15 protein-coding genes are annotated in these 15,411 nt (G+C 25.9%); 14 read left to right on the forward strand and 1 reads right to left on the reverse strand.

The window, feature by feature from the left end; translation table 11 throughout:
* Positions 1–9 precede the first annotated feature (9 nt).
* The 4 genes from hydF to J2Z53_RS04870 all read left to right on the forward strand — a co-directional run bounded on the left by hydF (position 10) and on the right by J2Z53_RS04870 (position 4,616).
* Complete coding sequence (gene hydF, locus J2Z53_RS04855; protein WP_209796107.1) at positions 10–1,197, forward strand: [FeFe] hydrogenase H-cluster maturation GTPase HydF; 1,188 nt, start codon at positions 10–12, stop codon at positions 1,195–1,197.
* A 178-nt stretch (positions 1,198–1,375) separates the two neighbouring features.
* Positions 1,376–2,806: a DEAD/DEAH box helicase gene (locus J2Z53_RS04860; RefSeq protein ID WP_209796108.1), complete on the forward strand. Its 1,431-nt coding sequence runs from the start codon at positions 1,376–1,378 to the stop codon at positions 2,804–2,806.
* A 208-nt stretch (positions 2,807–3,014) separates the two neighbouring features.
* Entirely contained in the window at positions 3,015–4,121 is a 1,107-nt protein-coding gene (locus J2Z53_RS04865; protein WP_209796109.1) for an iron-containing alcohol dehydrogenase family protein, read from the forward strand.
* 78 nt (positions 4,122–4,199) lie between these two features.
* The gene (locus tag J2Z53_RS04870) at positions 4,200–4,616 is read left to right on the forward strand and encodes a DUF3785 family protein (RefSeq protein WP_209796110.1); all 417 of its coding nucleotides are present in this window, start codon (positions 4,200–4,202) and stop codon (positions 4,614–4,616) included.
* Between the two features lie 55 nt (positions 4,617–4,671).
* Here J2Z53_RS04870 and ytaF read toward each other — a convergent pair whose 3' ends face one another.
* Positions 4,672–5,292 carry a sporulation membrane protein YtaF gene (ytaF, locus tag J2Z53_RS04875; RefSeq protein ID WP_209796111.1) on the reverse strand — a complete coding sequence of 207 codons (621 nt, stop codon included), beginning with the start codon at positions 5,290–5,292 and terminating at the stop codon, positions 4,672–4,674.
* Between the two features lie 255 nt (positions 5,293–5,547).
* Here ytaF and J2Z53_RS04880 point away from each other — a divergent pair, with 255 nt between their 5' ends.
* The 10 genes from J2Z53_RS04880 to asrC all read left to right on the forward strand — a co-directional run bounded on the left by J2Z53_RS04880 (position 5,548) and on the right by asrC (position 15,297).
* Positions 5,548–6,036 carry a TVP38/TMEM64 family protein gene (locus J2Z53_RS04880; protein ID WP_407927653.1) on the forward strand — a complete coding sequence of 163 codons (489 nt, stop codon included), beginning with the start codon at positions 5,548–5,550 and terminating at the stop codon, positions 6,034–6,036.
* A 49-nt stretch (positions 6,037–6,085) separates the two neighbouring features.
* Positions 6,086–6,901, forward strand: coding sequence for a sugar-phosphatase (gene yidA / locus J2Z53_RS04885; protein ID WP_209796113.1), 816 nt, complete (start codon positions 6,086–6,088; stop codon positions 6,899–6,901).
* A 260-nt stretch (positions 6,902–7,161) separates the two neighbouring features.
* Complete coding sequence (locus tag J2Z53_RS04890) at positions 7,162–8,514, forward strand: sodium-dependent transporter (RefSeq protein ID WP_209796114.1); 1,353 nt, start codon at positions 7,162–7,164, stop codon at positions 8,512–8,514.
* Between the two features lie 87 nt (positions 8,515–8,601).
* Positions 8,602–9,306: a response regulator transcription factor gene (locus J2Z53_RS04895; RefSeq protein ID WP_209796115.1), complete on the forward strand. Its 705-nt coding sequence runs from the start codon at positions 8,602–8,604 to the stop codon at positions 9,304–9,306.
* A complete protein-coding gene (locus J2Z53_RS04900; protein WP_234925787.1) occupies positions 9,293–10,717 on the forward strand; it encodes a sensor histidine kinase in 1,425 nt (474 codons plus the stop codon). The genes J2Z53_RS04895 and J2Z53_RS04900 overlap by 14 nt, the downstream gene beginning before the upstream one ends.
* Before the next feature lie 262 nt (positions 10,718–10,979).
* A complete protein-coding gene (locus tag J2Z53_RS04905; RefSeq protein WP_209796117.1) occupies positions 10,980–11,663 on the forward strand; it encodes a Crp/Fnr family transcriptional regulator in 684 nt (227 codons plus the stop codon).
* 53 nt (positions 11,664–11,716) lie between these two features.
* Positions 11,717–12,490, forward strand: a complete 774-nt coding sequence (locus J2Z53_RS04910; protein WP_209796118.1) for a formate/nitrite transporter family protein — start codon at positions 11,717–11,719, stop codon at positions 12,488–12,490.
* A 13-nt stretch (positions 12,491–12,503) separates the two neighbouring features.
* On the forward strand, positions 12,504–13,523 hold the full coding sequence (gene asrA / locus J2Z53_RS04915; RefSeq protein WP_209796119.1) for an anaerobic sulfite reductase subunit AsrA: 1,020 nt from the start codon (positions 12,504–12,506) through the stop codon (positions 13,521–13,523).
* Positions 13,513–14,307 (forward strand): anaerobic sulfite reductase subunit AsrB, encoded by a 795-nt coding sequence (gene asrB, locus J2Z53_RS04920; RefSeq protein WP_209796120.1) that lies wholly within the window; start codon positions 13,513–13,515, stop codon positions 14,305–14,307. The genes asrA and asrB overlap by 11 nt, the downstream gene beginning before the upstream one ends.
* Positions 14,308–14,322: 15 nt before the next feature.
* Positions 14,323–15,297 carry a sulfite reductase subunit C gene (gene asrC, locus J2Z53_RS04925; protein WP_209796121.1) on the forward strand — a complete coding sequence of 325 codons (975 nt, stop codon included), beginning with the start codon at positions 14,323–14,325 and terminating at the stop codon, positions 15,295–15,297.
* The last annotated feature ends 114 nt before the right edge of the window (positions 15,298–15,411 follow it).

Raw genomic sequence — 15,411 nt, forward strand, 5'->3', positions numbered from 1 at the left:
ATGAAATTTATGAATAATACACCTAATGCAAATAGAAAGCATATTGCTATTTTTGGTAATACAAATAGTGGTAAATCTTCATTAATGAACAAGATACTTGGACAAGAAATGTCTTTAGTATCTGAGGTTATGGGAACAACAACTGATCCAGTACAAAAAGCTATGGAACTTATTCCAGTTGGTCCTATTCTTTTAATAGATACTGCAGGACTTGAAGACACATCAGAACTTGGAACTCTTAGAATTAAAAAGACTATGGAAGTTCTAAAAAAGACAGATGTTGCAGTTTTTGTTCTTGATGCATCAAGTCCAGATTTTGAATCATTTAATAAATGGAAAATTGAAGCTTTAAGATATAATATTCCATTTATTATTGTTGCAAATAAAGCAGAAGTTGCAAATAAAGAAATTGTTGAAACTTTAAAAGATAAGTATGAAGATGTTATTTGTACATCAACTGTTACTAATACAGGAATAGAAGAATTAAAGAAAAATTTAGTTGAAATTTTAGAAAAAGAAGAAGATGAAAAATCTTTAATTGGAGATTTAGTTCCTTATAATGGAAAGGTAGTATTAGTAGTTCCAGTTGATTCAGAGGCTCCAAAAGGAAGGCTTATACTTCCACAAGTTCAACTTATAAGAGATTGTTTAGATAATGGAATTAAAAGTTATGTTGTAAGAGACACAGAACTTGAAGGTGCTTTAAAAGATTTAAAAGATATAGATTTAGTAATTACAGATTCACAAGCCTTTAAAAGAGTAAGTGAAATAGTACCTAAAGATATTAAACTTACAAGCTTTTCAATTCTTTTTGCAAGACAAAAGGGAGATTTAAATAAATTTATTGAAGGTGTTAATAAAATAAGAAATTTAAAACCTAATGATAATATTTTAATTTCAGAAAGTTGTACACATAATGTTTCTCATGAAGATATAGGAAGAGTTAAAATTCCAAAGCTTTTAGAAAAGTATGTTGGAGGAAAACTTAATTTTACTTTTAGAGTAGGTCATGATTTCCCAGAAAATATAGAAAAATATGATTTAATAATTCATTGTGGAGCTTGCATGATTAATAGAAAAACAGTTTTAAATAGAGTTAAACAATGTTATGAAAAGGAAGTTCCAATAACTAACTATGGAGTTGTACTTGCATTTTTAACTGGAATATTAGATAGGTCCACAAACAATTTAATATAGAAGATATCTATATAATTAAGTAAGTTTTAATAGTTATCTAAAACAAAAATTTACTTAAATTATAGATTAAAATATAAAAATAATTAAAAAAAGTAATCTTTTAAGATTGCTTTTTTTGTTTATGAATAAAAATTTATGGTATAGTAAATAAGTAAAATAAAAAGTAATGGAGAAAAATATGAAAAACGAATTTGAAAAGTATAATTTAAGTAAAGAAATAATTAACTCATTAAATGATTTAGGATATATTAAACCAAGTGAAGTTCAGAAACTTGTAATTAAGGAAGCATTATTTAATAAAGATTTAATTGTTAAAGCACAAACTGGTAGTGGTAAAACAGCAGCCTTTGGTATTCCTTTATGTGAAAAGATAGATTGGGAAGAAAATATTCCACAGGTTCTTATACTTGCACCAACTAGAGAACTTGCAATGCAAATAAAAGATGACATCACAAACATTGGAAGATATAAAAGGATTAAAGTTGTATCTTTAGTTGGAAAGGAATCTTTTAAAGATCAAGAAAGAAGCTTAAAGGGAAAAGTTCACATAGTTGTTGGAACTCCAGGAAGAGTATTAGATCATTTAGATAATGGAAATTTAAATGGTAAAGCTTTTAAATATTTAGTTATAGATGAAGCGGATGAAATGTTTAATATGGGATTTATAGGTCAAGTTGAAGGAGTTTGTAGAAGAGTAACTAGAAAGAGAGTTACAATGCTTTTTTCAGCAACTATGCCAGAGAAAATTAATGAATTAACAAAAAAACATATGGACAGACCAGTAGTAATTAAAGTTAAAGAAGAAAGTTTAATTACAGATAGAATAACTCATGGATTAATTAAAGTTTCTCAAAAGGATAAATTTGAAAAGGTTAATGAAATATTATTAAAGGAAGGGCCGGAAACTGCAATAATGTTTTGTAGGACAAAAGAGAATGTAGAAAATTATTTTAATTATTTTAAAGATAAAGGATATTCAGTAGATAAAATTCATGGCGATATGCTTCAAAAGGATAGAACTAAAAAAATGAATGAATTTAAGGAAGGAAAATTTAGAATTCTTATAGCTACTGATATTGCAGCAAGAGGAATTGATGTTCATAATATTACTCATGTAATAAATATTGATATTCCAGTTGAAAAGGAAAGTTATGTACACAGAATAGGAAGAACAGGAAGAGCAGGAACAAAGGGTAAATCAATAACATTAATGACACCTTATGAAGATAAATATTTAGATAGAATTGAAGAATATATTGGATTTAAAATAGAAGATTATAAAGAAGATAACAAAGAATTTAATAAAGAAGAGAGAATAAAATTATTAAAAAGCAAACCTACAATTAAAAAACAAACTAAAAAAATTACAAAAAATATAACTAAACTATATTTAAATGGTGGAAAGAAAAAGAAAATAAGAGTTATTGATATTGTTGGAACTATAATGAGTATTGATGGTATAGAAAAAGAAGATATAGGTATTATTGAAGTTAATGATACAGGTTCAACTGTTGAAATACTTAATAATAAAGGTAAAAAAGTTTTAAAGGAATTAAAAGAAAAAACAATAAAAGGTAAAAAGCTTAGAGTTGAAATAGCAAAAAAATAATAAAAAAGCTATAGAAATAAATTTTTATATTTCTATAGCTTTTTCTATAATTTTTAAAGTTTTCTAAATATAAAAATATTAAATAAAAATTGGAATATTTTATCATATTAATAATTATTATAAAATATATAGAGTCTTGGTTATAGTATCAAAAATATAAAAATATATTAATAGGAGTATTTTGTAAATATTATATGGAGGTATCACTTTGAAAGTTAAGTTAAAAGTTCCTACAGAAGTATTATTTGGGGAAGATATAATAAAAAGTAATTATAATAAATTAAGTAACTTAGGGCAAACAGCCTTAATTGTAACTGGAAAAAAATCAGCTAAATTAAATGGGGCATTAAGTGATGTTCTGTTTGCATTAGATAATGAAAATAAGGATTATTATATTTTTGATAAAATCGAGGAAAATCCATCTTTAGAAACAATTGAAATTGGTGGAAAACTAGGAAGAAAAGTGAAGGCTGATTTTGTAATAGGTATAGGAGGCGGTTCTGCTTTAGATGCTGCTAAAGTAATATCATTATTTATTAAAAATTCTAATATAGATAAAAAGAGTATTTTTAATGAAAATAATCTTATAGGTGTTCCAGTTGTTGCAATACCAACTACGGCAGGAACAGGAAGTGAAGTTACTCAATATGCAATTGTTACAGATCATTCTATAAAGAAAAAAAAGAATTTAGGGCAAAGTATATATCCTAAAGTTGCCTTTATAGATTATAAATATACTAATAAACTAAACTTAGAAGTAACAAGAAATACAGCAATGGATGCTTTTTCTCATATAGTTGAAGGATATTTAAATAGTAATTCAACTGATTATACAGATAACCTTTCACATGAAGGATTAAAAATATGGGGAGAAACTTTAGATAGTCTTTTAAAAGGAAATATTACTAAAAAAGATAGAGAAAATCTTATGATGGCATCTACCTTAGGAGGAGTAATAATAGCTCATAATGGTACCTCTATTCCTCATGGAATGGGATATCCACTTACTTATAATAAAGGAGTTCCTCATGGATTAGCAAATAGTTGTTTGTTTTGTGAGTATTTAGATTTATTTAAAGATAGAAAAAAGGTTAATAATATAATAAACATATTAGGTTTTTCATCACTTAAAGATTTAAAAAAAGCAATAAATAGGTTAATAGAAAATAATATATCAATTACAGAAGAAGAAGCTAAGGAGTATACAGAAGAAATTTGGAGTAACAAAGAGAAATTAAAAAATCATCCAGAAGATATAAGTTATAATGATTTATATAATATATATTATAAAAGCTTAGTAGTAAATAATTTATAATAAATAATTATTATTATGATATAATCAAAATATAAAGTTAATATTTATTATTTTAAATTTTGGAAAAGGAGATAATTAATGAACTATATTTTAAAATATGAAGATAAAGAATATAATTTGAATAAAGAAAATCTTATAGAAATAATTAATGATGAAGAAAATAAATTAGAAGGAATAGAAATAGAAGAAATTTTAAGATTACTAAATGAAGGAGAGAATGTTTCATTTGAAAAGGCATATTATGATACTCCATGTGAGGAATGTAATAGTAATTTTAAAGAGAAAAAGAGCATTAGTGAGTATCTAGAATATTACTTTTATATTTACAGTAAAGATGGTAAGTATGTAATAAGTAATATTTCTAAGGAGTATGAAAATTTAACCTTTAATAGATTAAAGTTAGAAGGTAAAGTAGATGATAGTTATATAGTTACAGTTATAGTTTGTGCAAACTGCTTTAAATATTTAGTACAAATAGAAGAACTATTAGTTTAGAATAAAAAGTTATCTTAATGAACTTTATTTAGTTCAAAAAGATAACTTTTTATTTTTAGAGTTTTAAAAATGCAATTAATAATAAGCATATTCCAGAAATCCAAGATAAATTACTATTAGAATTTGATGGTAAAAATTTTTCGCCTAAATAAGATCCAATTTTAATGGAAAGTATTCCGAAAATAAAGCAAAAAAGTATCATAAATAAAGAATTTATATTAATAAAGCTAGCTCCAAACCCTACAGCAAGACTATCTAAAGAAAGAGCTATAGCTAAATAAATGGATTCTTTTAATGATATATTCTTTGATTTATCAAAGTCTGCTTTAGTTTCATCTATATATACTTGAAAGACAAGTTTAAAATCAAATAATTTAATAGTTAAAGGTATTTTGAGTTTGGAAAATTTACTCATATATTTTTTTAAGAAACCTTCAAATAATTTATATATACCTAAAGATGTAAATATGAAAAAACTTATATATTTGGGCAAATAGGCAGGTAAAATTACTTCTAGATAATTTCCTAGAATTAAAGATGTTGCTAATATTAAACATGATACTATATTCATTATGATTATATATATATTAGGAATTTTTATTTTATTTGCACTGTAAGAGATACTTGCAACAAATGAATCTATTACAAGGGAAAAAACTAATATTAAAGCTTCCATAAAGTCACCTCAAAATCTTTGTTATATTATTTTATGACAAATATATACAAAAGTGATGAAGTTATAAAAGATTTTTTATTATAAAAATTATAATATTAATATAAAATAAAAAATACAAATCACAATAAAGTTTTAATAGTTATATATTATAATTTGTTTTATAATAAAGAAAAATGAAAGGGAAAAGGAATGTTTAGTGTAGATTATATAGTAAATTTATTAAGTAGTTATGGTGAGTTTGCAATAATTATAAGTATAATTTTAAGTATTATTATTTCTATATTGGGAATTGTACCTTCAGTTTTTGTAACTGGTGGAAATATACTTTTCTTTGGTCCAATAGGTGGTTTTTTAATTTCTCTTTTTGGAGAAGTATTTGGAGGTTGGATTACTTTTAAGTTATATAGAAAGGGTTTTAAAAAAGGATTTGATAATATTACTGAAAAACATAGTCTTTTAAAAAAGATATCTAAAAGTAAAGGAAATGAGGCTGCTTTTTTAATACTTCAAGGAAGAATTATTCCCTTTATACCTTCAGGTTTTGTAACATTAGCTGCATCACTTGGAGAAATAGATGATTTAAGGTATACAATAGCAACATTAATTGGAAAAATTCCATCTATATTATTAGAAGTTTTTATTAGTTATGGAATTATAGCCCAGGGGAAAATTGCTATTGAAATTATATTTACTTTTTTAGGTGTATATTTTATTTACAAAACTATTAAAAAAATTAAAGTATGATATAATTAGAATACTTGAAATTTAGCAATAAGGTTAGGAGAGAAATTAAATGTACAAATTAATAGCATTAGATATGGATGGAACTCTTTTAAATTCAGATAAAAAAGTATCAGAAAAAAATAAAGAAGCTTTAAAAAAGGCAAAAGAACTTGGAGTTTATGTTGTATTAGCTTCAGGTAGACCAATAGATGGACTATTAAAATATTTAGAAGAATTAGATCTTTTAGGAGAAGATGATTACGTACTTAGCTATAATGGATGTTTAGTACAAAAAACTAAAAATAAAGATGTTGTTTGTAGTTCTACCATTAAAGGAAAAGATATAAAATATTTAAAAAATATAGCAGATAATTTAAATGTAAATATACATGCTTTTTCAAAGGAGAAGGGACTTATTACTCCTAAAAATAGTAAATATACTGCTTATGAAGCTCATCATAATAATATGGAAGTTCATATAAATGATTTTAAAAATATAGATGATAATGAAGATATAATGAAAGCAATGATGATTGATGAACCAGAAATATTAGATGAGGGAATAAAGAAATTACCAAAAGAAGTATATGAAAAATATAGTGTAGCCAAGAGTGCACCATTTTTCTTAGAGTTTTTTAATAAAAAAGCAAACAAAGGTGAAGGTTTAAAACTTTTAGCAGAATATTTAGGAATTAAAAAAGAAGAAATAATTGCAGCAGGAGATGAAATGAATGATTTTCCAATGATTCAATATGCAGGTCTTGGAGTTGCTATGGGAAATGCTTGTAATGAAATTAAAAAAATTGCAAATTATACAACTGATACAAATGATAATGATGGAATAGCTAAAGTTGTAGAAGAATTTATAATTAAAGAAAGAATTTAGTGATAGTAAAATAAGTTAAGGATTCTATTATTAGGATCCTTTTTTTAGTGTAAAGCTTTAAAAGAATAAATTGTAAAAAATGATATGAAATTATAATATTTGTAAAAAACAACTATATTATTTTTTATTTTACTAATAAATTGGATAAAAACTCTAAAAAAATGAATAAACATTAAATAATAATATAAAAATATTGAAAACATAATAACTATGTGTATATAATCAATAAGTGACAAATTTAGAAAGATGGAGAGGATAGCGTGGAAGAAAATAGAGAGAAGTTCTCATCTGGATTAGCAATATTTTTTGCAACATTAAGTTCATGTGTGGGGTTAGGAAATATATGGATGTTTCCTTATGTTGTTGGAGAGAATGGTGGAGCTGCATTTATAATTGTGTATTTAGCTTGCGTTTTAATAATAGGACTTCCAACACTTATTAGTGAATTTGCTCTAGGAAGAAGAACTAAAAAGAATATTTACGGAGCTGTATCAAGTATAACAGATAAGAAGATGTTTAGAATAATAGGAATAATAGGTATTACTGCTTCCTTCTGTATGTTATTCTTCTATACAGTAGTTACTGGTTGGGTATATTCATATGTATATAAAGCTTTAACAGGAGATTTTAATGGAATTAGTGCACAAGGAGTTTCTGAAATGTTTATTCATACAAGTGCAGCACCAGTAAGTCCAATTTTATGGCAGCTTTTAGCATTAGTTGTAGGTGGAATAATTCTTACAATGGGAGTTAAAAGTGGTATAGAAAAATTAACAAAAACTTTAATGCCAGTACTTATAGTATTACTTGCAGTTTGTGCAATAAGAAGTTTAACATTACCAAATGCAATGGCAGGAGTAAATTTTTTATTTAAACCTGATTTTAGTAAATTAACATTTGCTGTATTTTTATCAGCATTAGGATTAGCTTTCTTTAAACTATCAGTTGGTACTGGTTCAATGGTTACATATAGTAGTTATTTTACAGACGATAATAACTTAGCAGCAACAGGAACTAAGGTTGCTCTTGCAGATACATTTGTTTCATTACTTGCAGGTACGGCAATATTTCCAGCAGTATTTTCTTTTGGTCAAACACCTAAAAGTGGACCAGGATTATTATTTAATACAGTACCTTTAATATTTTCAAAAATGCCTGGGGGAACAATACTTGCAGTAGTATTTTTCTTATTGACTGCTATGGCAGCAACAATGGCTATGATTTCTATAATGCAAGTTTTAATTGCAACATTCTCAGAGCAATTTAAATTAAACACAAAAGTTGTAATTTTAATTATAATATGTGTAATTATGATATTTGGATCTCTTGCTGCATTATCAGCAAGCCCAGAAGGTTTATTAGCGAATGTAAAAATATTTGGATTAACATTTTTTAATTTCTTTGATGCAGCAGTATCAAGAGTTTTATTACCTATTAATGGTTTCTTAGTAACAATACTTATGGGGCATGTAGTAAGTAATAAAATATATGTTTCTCAGTTAAATAATGATGGAACATTAAAAAATGAAGCAGTTGTTAAAATTATTACTTTTTTAGTAAGATATATTACACCAGCTTTAATATTAATAGTATTTGTTAAATCTTTCATTTAAAAGGAAAAAATATGGTATAATAAAGAAGTCCAATAGTATATTGGACTTCTTTATTTATTTTATATTTTATTAAAAGGGAGGATAAGTTTGAAATATAATATTTTATTGTGTGATGATGAAAAAGAGATATTAGATGTTTTAGAGCTATACTTATCTAAAGAAGGTTATAATATATTTAAAGCTAAAGATGGAGTTGAAGCCTTAAAATTTTATAAAAACAATGAAATAAATCTTGCTATAGTTGATATAATGATGCCCAATATAGATGGAATAAGAGTGGTTAAAGAGCTTAGAAAAAGTTCTAATATTCCTATAATTATGCTTTCAGCTAAAAGTAGTGATGAGGATAAGATTTTAGGATTAAATATAGGAGCAGATGATTATATAGCAAAACCATTTAATCCATTAGAAGTGGTTGCACGAGTTAAAGCACAATTTAGAAGAGTATATAAGTTAATATATGAGGAAAAAGAAGAAAAAGAAATTATCAAAATTGGTGAAGTTGAATTAGATAGATATAATATAAAGGTACATTTTAAAAATAAGGAGCTTGAACTTACATCAATAGAATATAAAATATTAAAATATTTAATGGAAAATGCAGGAAGAATATTAACTAAGAATCAGATATTCGAAGAAGTGTGGAATGAGGTGTTTTTAGGTGGAGATAATACAATAATGGTACATATAAGTAGACTTAGAGAAAAATTAGAGGACAATTCTAGAAATCCTAAATATTTAAAAACAGTAAGAGGTCTAGGATATAAATTTGAAAAAAATGTGGATATTTAGGAAAAGAAAAAAAAGAGATAAACTCTTAGTAACTGTTTTCAAAAGATATGTAAGTTTTGTACTAATTATTGGATGCATTTATTTATTATCTTATATATATTTAGGAATAGGTTTAACTAAGGTTATAGATAAAAATAGTATACCTGTTATAGATATAATAAATGGTAAGTACATAGATTATAATAAAATTAATGTGAATGAATTAAAAAAGTTAAATGGTGAAATTGAAATTTTAGATACTTCAGGTAATGTAAAAAAAAGAGTTGGAAATATATCTGCTAAAAAGAAACATTATACGGAAAAAGAACTTTTAAATCTTGCAAGTAGAAAACAATGGAAAAATTATCAAGTATTTTTAAATAGTGTTAAAGATAAAAATGGTGAAGAATATATATATATATTAAGGCTTCCAAAGGATAAATTTATTTTTAATGTGAAATTACTTCAGATGCCTTTTAGTGTAGGTAAACCATTTTATAAAGAGTATGGTAAGGTGTTTTTAGTAGCAATAGGATTAGCATTATTTTGTGTAATTTTATATAGTACATGGACTGCAAGAAGAATAAGTAGACCTTTAAAGAAAATTGATGATACACTTTTAGATATTATAAATGGTAATTATGATGAAACTTTAAATTTAAAAGGTGAAGAAGAATTTGAAGTTGTAAAAGAAACTCTAAATTTTTTAATAACAAAACTTAAAAAAAGTGAAGAAGAGAATAAAAGGTTAGAAGAGAGTAAAAATAAACTTATGCTTGATTTAGCTCATGATATAAAAACTCCAATGACAACAATAAAAAGTTATTCTATGGCTCTTTATGAAGATATGATTGATGATGAAGAAAAGAGAAAAGAATACTATAAAACTTTATATAAAAAATCAGAGAGAGTTAGTGAATTAATAGAAGAACTTTTTGAACTTGTTAAACTTGATAATCCTAAATCAAAAATTAACTTATCAAAGGTAGACATAACAGAAGAACTTAGAATTACTGTTTTAGAGTTTTATGAAGAAATTGAAAAAGAAGGTTTAGAGCTTATAATAGATATACCAGAGGGGCCAATATTTTTAGATTTAGATATGAAGCTTATAAGAAGAGGAATAAGTAATATATTAGAAAATTCTCTTAAATATAATAAAACTGCAACATATATAAAAGTAGAATTATTTAAAACTAAAAATTCTGTTGAAATTATAATTGGAGATAATGGTGTTGGAATTCCACAAGAAATTAAAGAAATAGTTTTTGATGAATTTGTTAGAGGGGATAAAAGTCGAGGAACTAATGGAGGAACAGGGCTTGGTCTTGCCATAGCAAAAAAAGGAATAGAAAAACATAATGGAGAAATTAGACTTTTAAATACAATTAAAGGTGCCGTTTTTAAGATTACATTAAATAGCAATGAATAATTCATTGCTATTTAATTTTTTTGCATTATTATCCACCAAGGGTAATGTCTTTCTTGTTATACAAGTTTAAAATTTCCGTAAGGAATTACTCCAATATGATTTGGAAGTCTCATACTTTTTTCCTCATAAAAATTTAATTATTATTAGTATTTACATTGTAAAAAAAATTATCCTACGACAAATTGTAAAAAGGAGTTGAAATAAAGATATAATGTAAAGTATAGTATATTAATAAGAAATGGATGTGTGTAAGGTGGGTACTATGATAAATTTAAATGAATTAAAAAAGTGTAAGTCTTTTCAAGGATTATCAGATAAAACTTTAGAGGAATTATCTTTAATAGGAGAAAAAACACATTTTAAAAAAGGAGATCATGTCTTTAGAGATAAGGATTTAATTGAAAGCATTTATATTGTTTTTAGTGGTAAAGCATCTTTATATAAATTAAATGAAGCAGCTCATAAAAAAATTATATTTATTTTAGGTGAAGGTAACATACTTAACGAAGTGATTTTAGATGAAAAAAAGGCATCTATAAGCTGTGAAATGTTTGACGATGGAGAAATCTTTGTTTTTAATAGAAAGAATTTTATTAACATTATGAGTAAAGACTTTGAACTAACTAAAAGAGTAATGGATTCTCTTTCTTTAAAGGTAAGAAGATTATATAGACAAATGAAAAATTCTACTCCATTAAAAATAGATAAAAGACTTGCAGCTAAGCTATGGAAACTATCCAAAGATTATGGTGTAGAAAGTGGTACTGAAACTATAATAAATTTAAATATAAGCATAACATATCTTTCAGATATGTTTGGAATGCCAAGGGAAACAATTTCAAGGGCACTTAAAATTTTAGAAAAGGAAGGGTTAATAAGAAGAGAAAGGAAAAAATTTATTGTAATAGATAGGGATAAATTATCAAATTATTTCAAAAGTTTGTGATAATTATCACAGATATAAAAAATGAAAGGGAATATAATAAGGAGGAATTTAAAATGTATGGAGAAGATTTTAGTAAGTTATTGGCATTATCAAAAAATAAATTAAACTTTTTAAATAATAATAAAAAGGGATATTTAATAAGTGCTGTACTTGCAGGTCTTTTTGTGGGATTTGGAATAATGCTCGCTTTTACAGTGGGTGGAACATTAAATGAAGTTCAATCACCATTTACTAAAGTAGTTATGGGACTATCATTTTCAGTTGCATTATCATTAATTATTTTTGCAGGGGCTGAGCTCTTTACAGGAAATAATTTAGTTATGGCTTCAGGCTATTTAGGGGAAGAGGTTAAAATCAAAGGTGTTTTAAGAGTGTGGATTATAAGTTATTTAGGAAATTTTCTTGGATCGATTTTAGCAGCTTTTCTTTATTATGCATCTGGACTTTGGAGAGGAACTTCAGGAGAATATATAGCAACTACTGCTATGTCAAAAATTAATGTTTTACCTAATGAATTATTTATAAGGGGAATTCTTTGTAACACCTTAGTATGTTTAGCAGTTTGGTGTTCCTATAGAATGAAAGAAGAGTCTGGAAAAATATTATTAATGTCACTTTGTATATATGTGTTTGTAGCTGTTGGTTTTGAACATAGCATTGCTAATATGACATTATTAATAATAGGATATCTTGTTCCTTATGGTAATGTTACTTTAGTTGGAATTTTGTACAACCTATTTATAGTAACATTAGGAAATATTGTAGGGGGAGTATGTTTTGTTGCAATCCCATATTATATGATTTCAAGAATTAAAAAAGCTCATTAGGAAGGAGTTTATTATGGGATTTAAAATTAGAACTAAAGATGTGGATAGTGTTTTTGAAAAAATATCAAGTAGCTACAAAATAGTAGCTCCAGTTTTGGTAAAAGGTATAGGGAGATCCTCAGAAACAGATATTGTAAGATATGAGGAAGTTAAAAAGTTAGAGGAAATAGAATTTAATAAAAAATCAGATTACTCATACAAGGAAGCTATACTTCCTATTACTCAAACATTATTTTTCTTTACTGAAGATGAATACACAGAACCAAAAGTTTCAGAAAAGCCTCAAATAATATTTGTAAGAAGTTGTGATTTACATGGAGTAAAAAGAATTGATGATATATATTTAAGAAATGGCTTTGAGGATCCTTATTATAAAAAAATAAGAGAAAAGGTTAAGTTTATTCTTATTGGATGTGAAAAAGGTTTTGATAACTGTTTTTGTGTAAGTATGGGAAGCAATAAGTCTGATAATTATGATGCTTACTTAAAAATGGAAGATGGTTATGTTTATTTAGATATTAAAGATGAAGAATTAAAAGAATACTTTAATGAAGCTCCAAAAATGGAAATGGAAGTTAAACCAGATTTTGTTACAGAAAATAAAGTCAAAGTTAATATACCAAATAACTTAAGTTTAGATATTATAGATTCTAAAATGTGGGATGAATACTCAGAAAGATGTATAGCTTGTGGAAGATGTACATTTGTTTGTCCAACTTGTACTTGTAATACAATGCAAGATATATACTACAGTGATAATGAAAACGTAGGAGAGAGAAGAAGAGTTTGGGCATCATGTCAAGTTCCAGAATATACAACAATGGCAGGTGGTCATGAATTTAGAAAACCTAATGGTCAAAAGATGAGATTTAAAATCATGCATAAAGTTTATGACTATAAGAAAAGATTTGGATATCATATGTGCGTTGGTTGTGGAAGATGTGATGATATATGCCCAGAATATATAAGCGTACCAGGATGTATAAATAAATTACAAGATGCAATGGATGAGGTGACTTTAAATGACAAATAATGATTATATACCATTTTCTTCAAAGATATTAGAAGTAATTGAACATACAGATATAGAATATACATTTAGAATGGAATTTAAAGGTGATGTAAAACCTGGACAATTTTTTGAAGTTTCAATTCCAAGATATGGTGAAGCTCCAATTTCAGTAAGTGGTATTGGAGAAAACTTTGTTGACTTAACTATAAGAAGAGTTGGTAAAGTTACTAATGAAATATTCAAAAATTATGTTGGAGATAGATTATTTATGAGAGGACCATATGGAAATGGTTTTGACGTAGATATTTATAAAGGTAAAGAACTAGTAGTTGTTGCTGGAGGAACAGGTTTATCACCAGTTAGAGGAGTTGTAGATTATTTTGCAGAAAATACTTCTGAAAATAAGGGAACAACTTTAATTACAGGATTTAAGAGCCCTAAAGATATGCTTTTTAAAGAAGATTTAAAAAAGTGGGATGAAAAAATAAATTTAATAGTTACAGTTGATTCAGCAGAAGAAGGATACAAAGGACATACAGGACTTGTAACTAAATTTATTCCTGAACTTGAAATTAAAGATAAAGAAAATGTTCAAATAATAGTTGTAGGACCACCTATGATGATGAAGTTTACTGTTATGGAATTTTTAAAACTTGGAATAAAAGAAGAAAATATATGGATTTCACAAGAAAGAAAGATGTGTTGTGGACTTGGAAAATGTGGACATTGTAAAATTGATGATACATATATTTGTTTAGATGGACCAGTTTTTAATTATACAAAAGGTAAACTTTTAAGGGATTAGGAGGGGAAAACTTATATGGATATAAATACAAAAAAGCTTAAGAAAAATGCATTTAGAGTAACTAAAAGAAGAGGATACACTGCATCAAGAGTAAGAGTTCCTGGAGGAAGATTGAATGCTAAATATTTAGGAATGATTCAAGAGATTGCAGATAAATACGGTAGCGGAGTAGTTAATATTACAACTAGACAAGGCTTTGAAATTCCAGATATAAAAATGGAAGATATAGATAATGTAAATAAAATGCTTCAACCAATAATTGAAGGTCTTGGAATAAATCAAGAAGTTCCTGGAAAAGGATATACAGCAGCAGGAACAAGAAATGTTACATCATGTGTTGGAAATAATTTTTGTCCATTTGCAAACTATAACACAACTAATTTTGCAAAAAAAATAGAAGATGCTATTTTCCCAAATGATCTTCATTTTAAAATTGCTCTTACAGGATGTCCAAATGATTGTGCAAAGGTAAGAATGCATGATTTTGGAATAATGGGTATGACAGAACCACAATATGATTCATATAGATGTGTAAGCTGTCAGGCTTGTGTTAAAGCTTGTAAGAAAAAAGCAACTGGAGCATTAACTTTTGAAAACTATAAAGTAAAAAGAGATGCAAGTAAGTGTATAGGATGTGGAGAATGTGTAATGGCATGTCCTACAAGAGCTTGGACTAGAAGCGAAAAGAAATATTATAGACTTACACTTATGGGAAGAACAGGTAAGAAAAATCCAAGACTTGGAGAAGATTTTTTAATATGGGCTGATGAAGATAGCATATTAAAAATTATATTAAATACTTATAAGTATGTTGAAGAATATATTGATAAAAATGCACCAGGTGGAAAAGAACATATTGGATATATTATAGATAGAACTGGTTTTATGGAATGGAAGAAATGGGCCTTAGAAGGAGTAGATCTTTCAGATAAAGTCATTATAAAAGATAATATTTATTGGGGAAACGGAATAAAGTATCCAAATGTTTAAATAATCCAATTTTTAATATAGATAATAACCTATATTAAATATAATATAATATTATTTGAATATCACTAGAATTTCATTTACAATTTAATTTGAAAGTGTTATATTTCTAGTGAT

The organism is Clostridium moniliforme (assembly GCF_017873235.1).
In the GTDB taxonomy this organism is placed as follows: domain Bacteria; phylum Bacillota; class Clostridia; order Clostridiales; family Clostridiaceae; genus Clostridium; species Clostridium moniliforme.

Coding starts and splice junctions, on each gene's coding strand:
- hydF (WP_209796107.1), top strand. CDS start 10: ATGAATAATACACCTAATGCAAATAGAAAGCATATTGCTATTTTTGGT.
- J2Z53_RS04860 (WP_209796108.1), top strand. CDS start 1,376: ATGAAAAACGAATTTGAAAAGTATAATTTAAGTAAAGAAATAATTAAC.
- J2Z53_RS04870 (WP_209796110.1), top strand. CDS start 4,200: ATGAACTATATTTTAAAATATGAAGATAAAGAATATAATTTGAATAAA.
- ytaF (WP_209796111.1), bottom strand. CDS start 5,292: ATGGAAGCTTTAATATTAGTTTTTTCCCTTGTAATAGATTCATTTGTT.
- yidA (WP_209796113.1), top strand. CDS start 6,086: ATGTACAAATTAATAGCATTAGATATGGATGGAACTCTTTTAAATTCA.
- J2Z53_RS04900 (WP_234925787.1), top strand. CDS start 9,293: ATGTGGATATTTAGGAAAAGAAAAAAAAGAGATAAACTCTTAGTAACT.
- J2Z53_RS04905 (WP_209796117.1), top strand. CDS start 10,980: ATGATAAATTTAAATGAATTAAAAAAGTGTAAGTCTTTTCAAGGATTA.
- J2Z53_RS04910 (WP_209796118.1), top strand. CDS start 11,717: ATGTATGGAGAAGATTTTAGTAAGTTATTGGCATTATCAAAAAATAAA.
- asrA (WP_209796119.1), top strand. CDS start 12,504: ATGGGATTTAAAATTAGAACTAAAGATGTGGATAGTGTTTTTGAAAAA.
- asrB (WP_209796120.1), top strand. CDS start 13,513: ATGACAAATAATGATTATATACCATTTTCTTCAAAGATATTAGAAGTA.
- asrC (WP_209796121.1), top strand. CDS start 14,323: ATGGATATAAATACAAAAAAGCTTAAGAAAAATGCATTTAGAGTAACT.